General features: G+C 63.4%; 4 protein-coding genes. 1 reads left to right on the forward strand and 3 read right to left on the reverse strand.

Features of this window, described 5'->3' with window-relative positions:
• Positions 1–62: 62 nt before the first annotated feature.
• Positions 63–13058 (reverse strand): non-ribosomal peptide synthetase, encoded by a 12996-nt coding sequence (locus DKB71_RS24440; protein ID WP_408597965.1) that lies wholly within the window; start codon positions 13056–13058, stop codon positions 63–65.
• Positions 13059–13431: 373 nt separating this feature from the next.
• Between DKB71_RS24440 and DKB71_RS24445 the strand changes: the two genes are divergently transcribed.
• Entirely contained in the window at positions 13432–13980 is a 549-nt protein-coding gene (locus DKB71_RS24445; protein ID WP_188265168.1) for an RNA polymerase factor sigma-70, read from the forward strand.
• 46 nt (positions 13981–14026) lie between these two features.
• On the opposite strand, the gene DKB71_RS24450 is transcribed toward DKB71_RS24445, so the two are convergent.
• Both DKB71_RS24450 and DKB71_RS24455 read right to left on the reverse strand, forming a co-directional pair.
• A complete protein-coding gene (locus DKB71_RS24450; RefSeq protein WP_408597967.1) occupies positions 14027–14245 on the reverse strand; it encodes a hypothetical protein in 219 nt (72 codons plus the stop codon).
• Between the two features lie 394 nt (positions 14246–14639).
• Positions 14640–14900, reverse strand: a complete 261-nt coding sequence (locus DKB71_RS24455) for a DUF6429 family protein (protein WP_408601153.1) — start codon at positions 14898–14900, stop codon at positions 14640–14642.
• Between the last annotated feature and the right edge of the window lie 3 nt (positions 14901–14903).

Here is a 14903-nt window from a genome sequence, read left to right on the forward strand (position 1 = left end):
TGAACGCGATCCAATGTGGGAGCGGGCTTGCTCGCGAAGAGGCCGGTACAAGCACTAAAGAATTACAGCCCCTCCAACTCCGCCATCAGATCATTCAACCGATCCACCTTCTCCTCGGTGATCTCACTGGCCGCCAACCCATCGATGTACGCAGAAAGCTCCTCCACCGTGCTGCATTCGAACATCGCCCGCAGCGGCACATCGCGCTGCAGGGTTTTCTGCACCCGCGAGGCGATCTGCGTGGCCAACAGCGAATGCCCGCCCAATTCGAAGAAATTGTCGCGGATGCCGACTTTCTCCACCTTCAGCACCTCGGCCCAGATGTCCGCCAAAGTCTGCTCCAGGTCGTTGCGCGGCGCCTGGTAGTCCTGGCTTTGCAGCTGGCCGATCTCCAGTGCGGGCAGGGCCTTGCGGTCCAGTTTGCCGTTGGCGTTGAGGGGCAGCTTGTCGAGCCACAGCCAGTGCAGCGGCACCATGTATTCCGGCAGCTCGGCGCGCAGGCGTTGCTTGATGCGCTCCAGGCGTTCAGACGGATCGAGCGTCGAATCCGCCGCCACCAGATAGCCCACCAGATGCTTGCCATTGACCCCTTCCTGGACACCGACCGCCGCGTCGCGGACTTGCGGTTGTTCATGCAGGCGCGCTTCGATTTCACCCAGTTCGATGCGGTAGCCGCGAATCTTCACCTGATGGTCGATCCGCCCGACGTATTCCAGCACGCCGTCAGTGCGACGGCGGGCCAGGTCGCCGGTGCGATACAGACGCTCGCCCGGTGCACCGAACGGGTTCGGCACGAACACCTGGGCAGTGCGCAGCGGATCGCTGACGTAGCCGCGCCCGACCCCGGTGCCCGCGACACACAACTCGCCCACCGCACCCAGCGGCACCAGTTCCAGCGCACCGTCGAGCAGGTACAGGCGGTTGTTGTCGGTCGGCGTACCGATCGGCAAATAACTGCCGCGGGTGGAGGCCAGGTCGACGCGGAAGAACGCCACGTCATCCGAGCATTCCGCCGGGCCATAGGCATTCACCAGCCCGATCTGCGGGTAGCGCAGCAGCCATTGATGCGCCAGTTCCGGCGGCATCGCCTCCCCTGTCGGCAGCATCCAGCGCAGGCCGTCGAGGCCCATGCGCTCCTGGGCGAGCATGCCCTGGATCAGCGACGGCACGCTTTCCAGCACGGTGATGCCCTGGCTCTGAACGTGGGCGAGCAAGCCTTGCGGGTCGTGGGCGATGGCGTTCGGCACGATGTCCACCCGCGCGCCGAACAACGGCGCGGCGAGGAACTGCCACACGGAAATATCGAAGCTTTGCGAAGCGGTCTGGGCAATCACGTCGGCCGCGCTCAGGTCCAGGTACGGCACCTTGCTCAACTGGTTGTTGAGCATGCCGCGCTGTTCGACCATCACGCCCTTGGGCAAACCGGTGGAGCCGGAGGTGTAGATCACGTAGGCCAGGTTATCCGGCCCGCTGTGGATGCCCGGATTGACCACCGATACATCGCTCGCCTGCACTTCTTCCCAGACCAGCAACCGCGGCCGACTGGCGCAACCAAACTCATCCAGCAACGCCAGCGCTTGTTCGTGACAGGCCCGAGTGCAAACCAGCAGCGGCGTGCGACTCAGGTCAATGATGCGGCCCAGGCGCTGGCTCGGCAGCCCCGGATCCAGCGGCAGATAACCCGCACCCGCCTTGAAGCTGCCGATGATCATGCCGAGCAGGTCGAGGCTGCGTTCGGCCAGCAGCGCCACCGGCTGATCCAGCCCGACGCCCGCCGCCATCAGTGCATGACCGAGGCGGTTGCTGCACTGGTTCAGCTCCAGGTAGCTGTATTGCCGATCCAGGCAACTGGCGGCGACCCGCTGCGGATGCGCAGCCACCTGTGCTTCAAACAATGCAACGTAGCTCAGCTCCAGGGGGTAACCGTGTTCGCTCTGGTTGCAGCCGTGGATCAGGAAGTCCTGCTCTTCGGCACCCAGCAGCGGCAGGTCCGCCATGTCGCCATGGAAGCCTTCGACCAACGCCAACAGCAGACGCTTGAATTCGCCGAGCATGCGCTCGACCGTGGACTCATCGAAATAACGCTGGTCGTAGGACAGGTGCAAGCCCAGGTCATCCCCCGGATAACACACCGCCGTCAGCGGGAAGTTGGTGTGGGTGCGGCCCGAGTCCGACGTCGCGTTCAGGCTTTGCGCACGGTCCAGTACCGAAACCTCCACCGGGGCGTTCTCGAACACGAACAGGCTGTCGAACAGCGGCTGGCCCTTGGGCAGTTCGCTATTTTCCTGGATGCTCACCAGCGGCAGGTATTCGTACTCACGCAGCTGCATGTTGCTGTCGAGCAGACCGCTCAGCCATTGGCGCACGCTGCAACGCTGATGGTCTTCGGGCATTTTCACCCGCAGCGCGATGCTGTTGATGAACAGGCCGACGGTGCGTTGCATCTCCGGCATCTGCACCGGACGCCCGGCCACCGTTACACCGAACAGCACGTCGCGATCACCGCTCAAGCGGCGCAAAACCAGGGCCCACGCCGCCTGGGCAAAGGTGTTGATGGTCAGCTGATGGGCCTGGGCCAGTTCACGCAGGCGTGCACCGTCGCGGGCATCGAGGCGGGTGTAGCGATCGCCGACGATCATGCCGCCGCTGTCGCCGGCATGTTCGCGCAGGAACGGCCGGTCGCTCGGAATCGGCGTGGTTCGCTCAAAGCCTTGCAGGTTGGTTTTCCACCAATTCCGCGCTTCGGCCAGGCTCTGGTGTTGCAACCAGGCGATATAGTCGCGGTAACGCGGCGGCACGGCCAACTGCGCTTCCCGGCCTTCGCCGAGGGCGGTGTAGATCTCGAAGAAGTCGTTCATCAGCAACGAACGGCACCAGGCATCGATCAGGATGTGGTGGTTGCTCATCATGAACCAGTAGCGCGCCGCGCCCACCCGGATCAGGCGCAGGTGGAACGGTGCCTGATTGAGCAGATCGAACCCGGCCTCGCGCTCGGACTTGAGCAAGGCCTGCAGCTTTGGCTCCTGCTCGGCGTCGACGATGTCGCTCCAGTCCAGGTATTCGATCGGCGTGCTGCCCGGCTTGTGGATCACCTGCAGCATGTCCTCGCCGACATTCCAGCAGAACGAGGCGCGCAGGGCTTCGTGGCGGGCGATCACCGCTTGCCAGGCCTGGGCGAAACGCTGGGGATCGAGCTCGCTGTTGATGCGGTAGCGATCCTGCATGTAGTACAGGCCCGTGCCCGGTTCCAGCAGGGTGTGCAGCAGCATGCCTTCCTGCATCGGCGTCAGCGGGTAGACGTCCTCAATCACTGCCGCGGCAATCGGCAGCGCATCCAGTTGCGCCTGGGTCAGTTTCGCCAGCGGGAAGTCCGACGGCGTCAGACCGCCCGCGTCAGCGCCCAGGCAGTGCTCGATCAAGCTGCTCAGTTCGCCCAGGTAAGCATCGGCCAATTCGCTGATGGTCTGTGGCTCGTAACGTTCGGCGCTGAAGGTCCAGCGCAGCACCAGCTCGCCGCCATAGACCTGACTGTCGACGCTCAATTCATTGGGCAGCGGCGCCCGGGCATCGTGGGCCGCGCCGATGGTTTCATCCAGCGGGTGGAACAACGCATCGGCGGCAAAACTCTGGTCGAACTGCCCCAGGTAGTTGAAGGTGATCGGTGCCGCCGGCAGCTCGGCCATGCGCTGACGACTTGGCTCATCCGCCAGATAACGCAGCACGCCATAGCCCAGCCCCTTGTGCGGCACGGCACGCAGTTGCTCCTTGATCGCCTTGATCGAAGCGCCCTGCCCGGCCGCCTCTTCGATGTTCAAAGGTGTCAGGCGCAGCGGATAGGCGCTGGTGAACCAGCCGACGGTGCGGGTCAGGTCGATCTCGTCGAACAGCGCCTCGCGGCCATGGCCTTCGAGTTGGATCAGCGCCGATTCGTTGCCGCTCCAACGGCACAATACTCGGGCCAACGCGGTCAGCAGCAGGTCGTTGACCTGGGTGCGATAAGCACTCGGCGCCTGCTGCAGCAATTGCCGGGTGCGCTCGCTGTCGAGGCGCACGCTGACGGTTTGCGCATGGCGATGCTGCCGACCACCTTGAGGACGATCACAAGGCAGTTCGGCGCTCGGCCCGGCCAATTGCGTCTGCCACCAGCCCAGTTCTTCACGCAGGGATTCGCTGCCGGCATAGGCCTGCAGACGTGCGGCCCAGTCCTTGAAGGCGCTGGTTTTGGCCGGCAGTTTCACCGGCTGTTGCGCGTCGAGCTGGCGATAGACGTTCTGCAGATCGTCCAGCAGCACGCGCCAGGAAACGCCATCGATCACCAGGTGGTGAATCGCGATGAACAGGCGTTGCTGGCCTTCGGGACCATCGACCAGCAACACACGCAGCATCGGCCCTTCTGCAAGATCGAGGCTGCGCTGGGCATCGGCGAACAGGGCGGCGCATTGGTCCATGGACGTGACGCGCACTTGCCACAGTACCGGCACATCGGACATCGCCTGGTGCCGGGCTTGCCATTGACTGCCCACCTGGCTGAAGCGCAAGCGCAACGCATCGTGCTGTTCAATCACCGCCAGCAGCGCCTGCTCCAGGCGATGGGGTTCCAGGGTCACGCTCGGTTGCAGCAACAATGCCTGGTTCCAGTGTTGGCGTTGGGGAATGGCGGTGTCGAAGAACCAGTGCTGGATCGGCGTCAGGCGCGACTCGCCGCTGATCAAACCTTGCTCGGCGGTGACCTGCTCGGTGCGGGTCGCCACGGCGGCGAGGGTCTGCACGGTCTGGTGCTGGAACAGGTCGCGGGGGCTGAAGTGAATACCCTGCTGCCGCGCGCGGCTGACCACCTGGATCGACAGGATCGAGTCGCCACCGAGCTCGAAGAAGTTATCGTTGAGCCCGACCTGTTCGACGTTCAGCACTTCGCACCAGATCTGCGCCAACGCCAGCTCCAGCTCGTTGCTCGGTGCCACATACTGCTGGCGGTTCAACTCCGGGTCTGGCGCCGGCAGGGCGCGGCGGTCGAGTTTGCCGTTGGCGGTCAGCGGCATGCTGGTCAGCAGGACCAGGTGCGTGGGCACCATGTAATCCGGCAGCTGGGATTTGAGGTGCGACTTGAGGGCTTCGCGCAGTGCGCTTTGTCGGGACTCGTCCTGTTCGGCGACGTCGCAGACCAGATAACCCACCAGCTGTTTGCCGCTCGGTGCATCGAGCGCCAGCACCACCGCTTCGCGCACCGATTCATGCTCCAGCAACCGGGTTTCGATCTCACCCAGCTCGATGCGGAAACCGCGAATCTTCACTTGATGGTCGATACGCCCCAGGTACTCCACCAGGCCATCGGCGCGCTGGCGCACCAGGTCGCCGGTGCGGTAGATACGCCCGCCGTTGCCGGCAAAGGGATTGGCCACAAAACGTTCCGCGGTCATGCCCGCACGCTGGTGATAACCCTGGGCCAGGCCGGCACCACCGACGTACAACTCGCCGGTCGCGCCTTGCGGCACCAACGCCAGGTCGGCATCGAGAATGTAGGCCACGCGGTCACCGATCACGCTGCCGATCGGCACGCTGCCGGCGCCTTCTTCCAACACCTGGGGCGCGAGGCTGGCCAGTGGCATGACCACGGTTTCCGTCGGGCCGTAGGCGTTGAAGAACAGCTTGGGATTGAACGCTGAACGAATCCGCGCCAGGTGTTCACCGGTCAGCGCTTCGCCGCCAGTGATGATCATGCGCACCGGCAGGGTTGCGTTTTGCGTTGCCAGCCACTGCGCCAACTGGCTGCCGTAGCTCGGGGTGAAACCGAGGATGTTGATGGGGTGGCGACGGATCAGGCCGCAGATTTCTTCCGCGTCCCATTGGCCCTGGGCCCGCAGCACCACCTGGGCACCGCTCAACAGCGGCACCAGCAGACGCTCGGTGGCGGCGTCGAAGTTGATCGAATAGAAGTGCAGCTCGCAGTCGTCGGGGCGCATGGCGAAACGCTCGATTACCGCGCGACAATGCATGGCGATTTCGCCGTGGGACACCACCACGCCTTTCGGTTTACCGGTGGAGCCCGAGGTGTAGATCAGGTAGGCCTGGTGTTGCGGCAGGTTGATGTTTGGCAGTTCGGTGACCGGGTAGTTGGCCAGCGCCGCGCTGTCTTCTTCCAGGCACCAGCGGCCAACGCCCGCGGGCAGTTCACCAAGGGACTGGAACATCGCCGCGTCACTGAGCAGTAGGCCGACGCCGCTGTCTTCGATCATGTAGTGCAGGCGATCCAGCGGGTATTCCGGGTCCAGCGGCACGTAGGCGCCACCGGCCTTGAGGATCGCCAGCAGGCCGACGACCATCTCCAGCGAACGCTCGAGCGCCAGGCCCACGCGCACCTGCGGGCCGACGCCGCGCTCGCGCAGCATCCAGGCCTGGCGATTGGCGCGGCTGTCGAGTTCGGCGTAACTCAAGGTCTGCCCGGCGAAGGTCAAGGCCGGCGCATCGGGACGTGCTTGGGCCTGTTCGCTGAACAACTGATGGATGCACTGGTCGAGTCGATGCTCGCCCGGCTCGACGCCAAGGCTATCGAGCAACTGCTGTTGTTCGCCGGCGTCGAGCAACGGCAATTCACCGAGGCGCTGTTGCGGATCGGCAATCAGCGCCTCCAGCAGGTTGCGCCAATGGGCGGCCATGCGCGCAATGCGCGGCTCGTCGAAGAGGTCGGTGCTGTAGGTCAGGCAGCAACCGAGGCGATGATCGAGATCGGTGACTTCCAGGTTGAGGTCGAACTTGGTCGCGCGGGCATCGTTGGCCAGGTACTCAACGGTCATGCCGGCGAGGCGGCGGCTCTGCTGGAACTCCCAGCGCTGCACGTTGCACATCACCTGGAACAGCGGGTTGTAGGCGGCGCTGCGCGGTGGCTGCAGGGCTTCCACCAGATGGTCGAACGGCAGGTCCTGATGGGACTGGCCTTCGATCACGGTATGGCGCACCTGCTCGAACAACTCGCCGACGGACATCTGCCCGTCCAGTTGGCAACGCAACACCTGGGTGTTGAGGAACGCGCCGATCAGCCCTTCGCTTTCCGGGCGAATGCGGTTGGCCACCGGCGCGCCGATGCGCAGGTCGGTCTGGCCGCTGTAGCGATAGAGCAGCGTGGCGAGGGCAGCGGTCATGGTCATGAACAGGGTCAGGCCATTTTGCGCATTGAAGGCGCGGACCCGTGCCGCCAGCTCATCGCTCAGGTCGAATCGGTACAACTCACCCTGGTGACTTTGCACCGGCGGACGCGGACGGTCGGCGGGCAATTCCAGCAGCGGATGCTCACGGCCCAGTTGCGCCGTCCAGTAGTCGAGCTGGCGCTGGCGCTCACCGGACTCCAGCCATTGACGCTGCCAGACGCTGTAATCCAGGTACTGCACCGGCAACGGCGCCAGCGGCGATTCACGGTCGTCTACAAAGGCTTCGTACAGCGCACTGAGTTCCCGGGCGAAGATGTCCATCGCCCAGCCTTCGGTGACGATGTGGTGCAGGGTCAGCACCAGGTAGTGTTCCTGCTCGGCGGTCTTGACCAGGCAGGCGCGCAGCAGCGGTCCGGTTTCCAGATCGAAGGGTTGGTGCGCCTCATCGTCGGCCAGTTGCTGCACTTGCCACTCGCGGCCATCGGCATCCAGCGCGGTGAAGTCCTTGCAGTCCAGGCGCACGCCGGCCTCGGCATGCACCTGCTGGCGCGCGACGCCATCGACGCTCGGGAAAGTGGTGCGCAAGGTTTCGTGACGCTGGATCAAGGCCTGCAACGCGGCCTCGAAACGCTCGACGTCCAGCACCCCGCGCAAGCGCGCCATGCCGCCGACGTTGTAGGCCGGGCTGTCCGGTTCCATCTGCCAGAGGAACCACATGCGCTGCTGGGAATAGGACAGCGGCACCGGTTGGCTGCGGTCGACCCTGGCGATCGGCGGCTGTTCGTTGGTGCGGCCGCTGGCCTGGATCAAACGCACCTGTTCGGCAAAGGCGCCCAGCTCACTGTGTTCGAACAGCGCGCGCAGCGGCAACTCGACGTCGCAGGCCTGGCGAGTGCGTGAAATGATTTGCGTGGCCAGCAGCGAATGGCCGCCGAGGGCAAAGAAGTCATCGCACAGGCCGACTTGTGCAAGGCCCAGCACTTCACGCCAGATGCCGGCGATCTGCTGTTCCAGCGCAGTCACAGGCGCGACGTGTTCACGCACCTGCCATTGGGGTTCCGGCAGGGCGCGACGGTCGAGTTTGCCGCTCGGACTGAGGGGCATTTGCTCCAGGCGCATCAGTTGTGCCGGGACCATGTATTCCGGCAGTTCGGCTGCCAGAGCGGTTTTCAGGCGGGTGCTTTGGGCTTCTTCGGACTCAGTGGAATCGGCGGTGTAGTAACCGATCAACTGACCGCCGGCTGACGTTTCGCGGACAAGCACCACCGCCTGGGTGACGCCGACTTGCGCCAACAGCCGCGCTTCGATTTCCTCCGGCTCGACACGGAAGCCGCGCAGCTTGACCTGCTGATCGAGACGTCCGAGGTATTCGATCACACCATCACTGGTCCAGCGCGCACGGTCACCGGTGCGGTACAGACGCGCGCCCTGCTCGCCCAGTGGATCGACCACAAAACGCTCGGCGGTCAGGCCCGGACGCCCCAGGTAACCGCGGGCCAGGCCGATACCGCTGATGCACAGTTCCCCCGGCACACCGGCCGGCACCGGGTTGAGGACGCTGTCGAGGACACGGCAGACGACGTTGCCCAACGGTCGACCGATCGGCGAGCGCTCGCCATCGGCGGCGGTGCAGTGCCAATGGGTCACGTTGATCGCAGTTTCGGTCGGGCCGTAGCGGTTGTGCAATTGCACCGCCGGCAGTTGTTCCAGCACGCGGTTGCGCAGTTCGGCCGGCAGCGCTTCGCCACCGCAGAACAGCCGGCGCAGGCTGGTGCATTCGGCGCTGAGCGACTCGTCGATGAACACCGCCAGCAGCGACGGCACGAAGTGCAGCGTGGTCACCCCGTACGCTTGGACCAGCTGCGCGATGCGCTGCGGATCGCGGTGCTCACCCGGCCCGGCAATCAGCAGCCGGGCCCCGGTGATCAACGGCCAGAAGCACTCCCACACCGACACGTCGAAACTGATCGGCGCTTTCTGCATCAGCACATCGGTTTCACTCAAGCGGTAAGTGTCCTGCATCCAGTGCAGGCGTTCGGCGAGGGCCGCGTGGGTGTTGCCGACGCCTTTCGGTTGGCCGGTCGAGCCGGAGGTGTAGATAACGTAGGCCAGGTTGTCGCCGTGCAAATGCAGGCCCGGCGCATGGCTCGGCCAACTTTCCAGATGCAGGGCATCCATGGCAATGACGCTGACGCCTTCGCTGACAGGCAGGCGATCGAGCAACGGTGTTTGCGTCAGCAGCAAATCGACCTTGCTGTCGCTGAGCATGTAGGCCAGGCGCTCGGCCGGGTAATCCGGATCGAGCGGCACGTAGGCGCCACCGGCCTTGATGATCGCCAGCAGGCCGATCAGCAGTTGCGGCGAACGCTCGCAAGCAATGGCCACGCAGACATCCGGACCGACGCCTTTGTCGCGCAGGTAGTGGGCCAGGCGATTAGCCTGGGTGTGCAGCTCGGCGAAATCGAGGCTGCCGCCGTCCCACATCAGCGCGGTGCGCTCCGGGGTCTGGCGAGCTTGCTGGTTGAGCAGTTCCGGTAGCCATTGGCTGGCAGGCGGGCAAGGTGCAACGGCCCACTCGGCTTGTTGATTAATCTCAGGTCCGGTCAGCAGAGGCAGGTCGCCGATGGCGGTTTCCGGTTGCTCACTGACGGCACGCAACAGGCGGCTGTAATGCTCCGCCAGACGCTCGATGGTCGCTGCATCGAACAGCTCGCTGGCGTAGTCGAAGGACAGGCTCAAGCGACCGTTGCGGTCTTCTTCGCTGTGCAACTGCAGGTCGAACTTGGCCTCGCGGCTGTGCCACGGCAGCTCTTCGGCGAGCAGCCCGGGCAGGCGTTTCAAGGCGCTGAGATCGCGCTGCTGGTGGTTGAACATGACCTGGAACAGGCCTTGTTCACGGGCCTGCGGGAAAGCTTCAAGCAGTTGCTCGAACGGCAGGTCCTGATGCGCCTGTGCACCCAACGCGGCCTGGCGGGTTTGCGCCAGCAGCTCAACGAATGGCAGGCGCGAATCCACTTCGGCGCGCAGCACCTGGGTGTTGATGAAGAAGCCGATCAGACCTTGGGTTTCCAGGCGCGGACGGTTGGCATTCGGCACGCCGATGCGGATGTCGCGCTGACCGCTGTAGCGATGCAACAAAGTCTGGAACGCGGCGAGCAACAGCATATACGGCGTGGCTTCGTGGGCCTGGGCGGTCTGGCGAATGGCATCGCAAAGCGTCGCGTCCAGGCGCAGAGTGTGGCGGGCGGCGCTGTGCAGCTGTTGCGCCGAGCGCGGGTGGTCGGTGGCCAGGCAGAGGGTTGGATGCTCATCGCCCAACTGCGCCTTCCAGTAAGCCAGTTGGCGCTCGCCCTCCCCTTGCGCCAGCCATTGGCGCTGCCAGCTGCCGTAGTCGGCGTACTGCGTCGGCAGCGGCGCGAGCGTGGCCTGTTGCCCTTGGGTTGCCGCCGCGTACAGCCGGGAAAATTCGTCGATCAACACATTCATCGACCAGCCGTCAGCGATGATGTGGTGCATCGTCACCAGCAGCTGGTGATCTTCGTCGTCGAGGCGCACCAGCGTCACCCAGAGCAACGGACCTTTCTCCAGATCGAACTGGGTGCGCGCTTCGTCCTCGCGGATTTGTAGCGCCCGGGCTTTACGTTCGGCCATCGGCGAATCGCTGATGTCGATGCATTGCAGATTGAATTCAGCCGCCGCATCGACCTGCTGCAACGCCACACCATCACGCTCGAAGAAGCGCGTGCGCAGGGATTCGTGGCGTTCGATCAACTGCTGGAAACTTGCGCGCAGCGCGTCTTCGTCCAGTTCGCCACGCAGGCGCAAGGCACCGGGAATGTTGTAGGCGCTGCTCTGCGGATCGAGTTGCCAGGTGATCCACAGGCGATTTTGCGCCAGGGATTGCGGCATGGCCTCGGCGCGCGACAGCGAGGTGATCGCGCCTTGGGCCAGACCTCCGTCCTGCTGTTGCCGGGCCACCGCTTCGGCGAACGCGCCCAGGGTCGGCGCTTCGAACAGCAGGCGCAGGTTGAGCTCCAGGCCGAGTTGTTCGCGCAGACGCGCCACCACCTGCGTGGCCGCGATGGAGTTACCGCCCAGCAGGAAGAAGTGATCGTCAGCAGCAACCTGCTGGACCTGCAATTGCTCGCACCAGATCTGCCCAATCAGGCTTTGCAATTCCGAGCCGGATTCGCTGTTGGTTGCATTTTCGCTGACCACTGAAGGGAACAGCGCATAACTGTCGAGGCTGCCATCCGCCAGGCGATTGCGGCACGCCGAGCGTTGCAGTTTGCCGCTGGAGGTCTTGGGCAAGGCGCCCGGATTGAGCAGCACCACCACGCTCGGTGCTTGCTGATAGGCCTCGGCCACGGCCTGGCGGATGGCTTTGATCAAGCCGTCGGGCGGCAGGATTTTCTGCACGCTGCGGCTGATTTCCGCGGCAATGCCGATGCCTTCCTCACCGTCGACATTCACCGCAAAGGCCGCGACGCGTCCCTTGCGCACCACCTCCACTTCACGCTCGACCGTCTGCTCGATGTCCTGTGGATAAAGGTTGTGGCCGCGCACGATCAGCATGTCTTTCAGGCGCCCGGTGATGAACAATTCACCCTCGCGGATGAAGCCCAGGTCACCGGTGCGCAGCCAGCTTTTGCCGGCATGCTGGACGAAGGTCTCGGCCGAGGCCTCGGGGTTGCGCCAGTAGCCGTGGGCGATGCTCGGGCCGCTGGCCCAGACTTCACCGACCGCGTTGTCCGCCAGCTCGCTGAGCGACGCCGGGTCGATGATCAACACCGCATGCTCCGGCTGGCTGATGCCGCAGCTCATGATCGCGCTGCCCTCGCCGGCTTTGGCACGGTTTTGCGCCAGGGCCACGTCGTCCACCCGCAGATTGCCGATGCCTTGGCCACGCGCAGTACCGGCGACGAACAACGTCGCTTCGGCCAGACCGTAGGAAGCCATGAAACTGGCTTCGCTGAAACCGCAGCTGGCGAACTTCTCGGCGAAGCGCTCGAGGGTGTCGAGACGAATCGGTTCCGACCCGGAATAGGCCACGCGCCAGCCGCTCAGGTCGAGGCGCTCCAAGGCCGACTCACTGACCCGTTCGCTGCACAGGCGATAGGCAAAATCCGGCCCGCCGCTGATGGTGCCGCCGTATTCGCTGATCGCTTCGAGCCAGCGCAACGGGCGGCCGAGGAAGTACGCCGGCGACATCAACACGCACGGCACGCCGCTGAAAATCGGTTGCAACAGGCCGCCGATCAGGCCCATGTCGTGGTACAGCGGCAACCAACTGACGATCACGTCGTCGGGGTTCAGGTCGATGCCGAAACCGTGGCGGATCAGCAATTCATTCGCCACCAGATTGCCGTGGCTAACCTGCACACCTTTGGGCAATGCGGTCGAACCGGAGGTGTATTGCAGGAAGGCGATGTCATCGTCTGCCAGGTCCGGCGCGACCCAGCGTTCGGCGTGGACGCTGTCGAGGGTATCGACACACAGCAGCGGCGGCGCGCCTTCAATCTGCAGCAAAGAATCGCGCAGCCCGGCGCTGGTCAGCAACAGGCGCGGCTCGGCATCGCCGATGATCGACAGCAGACGCTCCTGGTGATGCCGGCGCGCCGATTCCGGCGGATAGGCCGGCACCGCGATCACCCCGGCATACAGGCAACCGAAAAACGCCGCGACATAATCAGGACCACTGGGAAACAGCAACACCGCGCGATCGCCAAAACCGGCCTCGGCCTGCAGCGCGCCGGCAATGGTCCGCGCCCGCTGATCCAGCTCGCGATAACTGAGCACCACAGCCTGGTCCCGGGTTTCGGCGAGAAAACGCAAGGCCACCCGATCCGGCGTCAAGGCCGCGCGGCGCTGGAGGGCTTGGACCAGTGTGCTGGGGAGTTCGAACGCGTCGGTCATGAGGTTTCCTGCCTGAATTCGGCTTGCAATTGGAATCGGTGTCGTAACGTCACGCCCCATTCGGGGGCATGCAGGACGCGGTCTTCGCCGACCGCGCAAGGCATTGGCAATGCTGTGGTGTCCGGGGCTGCAGCCCGAAGCCATTCACCAATGAGAACGGATGACCTTGGCAAATAATTAGTCGACTGCCCTGCTAGCCAACCAGACCAAGGCGCGACAGCGTGTCGCAGTTCTCACTCTGCACCTTTGAGGAGCATTAGTTCTCTTTCTCAATTGACAATCATTATCATTCAACATAATTTGTCGCTCGATGTGTAGGGCGGCCCCGGCCTTCTTGTCGTCCCACTAACCTATTGGCAGCAAGGTGATCTCCATGACGGAACAAGCGTCCACAAGCAGGTGCGATTCGCCGCTACTTCAGGCATTCGTCGACAATCGACTGATACTGGTCAAGATTGCAGCCCGCATCACCGGCTGCCGCTCGCGCGCTGAAGATGTGGTGCAGGACGCGTTCTTCCGCCTGCAATCGGCGCCGAACATCACCTCCTCGTTCAAGGCGCAGCTCAGCTACCTGTTCCAGATCGTGCGCAACCTGGCCATCGACCACTACCGCAAGCAGGCCCTGGAGCAGAAATACTCCGGCCCTGAAGAAGAAGGCCTCAACGTGGTCATCCAGGGCGCCTCACCAGAAACCTCGCACATCAACTTCTCCACCCTGGAAAACATCGCCGACGCCCTGACCGAACTGCCAAGCCGCACGCGTTATGCCTTCGAGATGTACCGCTTGCATGGCGTGCCACAGAAGGACATCGCCAAGGAGTTGGGGGTGTCACCGACCCTGGTGAACTTCATGATTCGCGATGCGCTGGTGCATTGCCGGAAGGTGTCGGGGAGTCGGGCGGATACGTTTGCCCAGCGTTGAGGCTTGATCGCCAGATCAAGAAAGACGTACTGAAATTCGCGACGAATCAGTCGCCCTGCAGCAAACCTGAGCTGTATTCACTGAAACTGCTGCCAAGCGCACTGCCCTGGAAATTCAGTTTGCCGGGGTTGTTGCTGTTACTTGGGGTAAAGCCAGCAGACGGCTGGCAGTCTTCGGAAAAACAGCTGTGGGTACTCGTCCCCGAACAGGCGCTCAACAGCAAAGCGCTGGCGATTAGCGCGACTTTGATTTGGGTTGAGATCATTTTCGGATTCCTGTGGGGAGGCGCGGTGATTTGAGCCGACGCCTTCATCCTAGGCCGCTGACCCGTCGCCTATAATGAAACCTGGATGAGTGACAGGGTTCGTTCAGGATCGGTGGTTTTGCGCACAACTCTCCCGGCGTCGGTCCAACCGCTACCCTTCCCCCAAACTTATGTATTAAAGACAGCTGTTTGCCGGGAGCTTACATTCGCTCACCGGCAAGGACGCATTCCAAACAGACACTCACGCCGAAGGCACTGAGTAAAATGCGTTACATAGCCATCCTCCTCATAGTCATCATCTTCGCCATCCTTGCCTTGGCGTTGTATGGTTGGTATCGCCACCTGAAAGACGATGAAGATGACCTTGTATAGCCTGCGTGAGCATAGTCTGAAGTCAGGTCTCAGGGTTGGCTGCAGGCTCCCCTTGAGCTCTCACCCCAAACAACCGATCGGCTATCTGACGACCTCGCTCCAGCCCTTCCTCCGTCAACCAGATCGATTTGTTCTTGTTCACCGGATTGCTGATGAAACCGTGCTCATGCAATCGGTTCATGATCTCGAAGTCGAACCCTTTCCAGGCATTGCCGTCATCGGAACTGAAGGTTGCCAACAGGGCGAGCACGGCTTCTTCAATCAGTTTTTCGTCGTATTCCATGAT

It is taken from the genome of Pseudomonas sp. PLMAX (assembly GCF_046042685.1).
GTDB lineage: Bacteria > Pseudomonadota > Gammaproteobacteria > Pseudomonadales > Pseudomonadaceae > Aquipseudomonas > Aquipseudomonas putida_AE.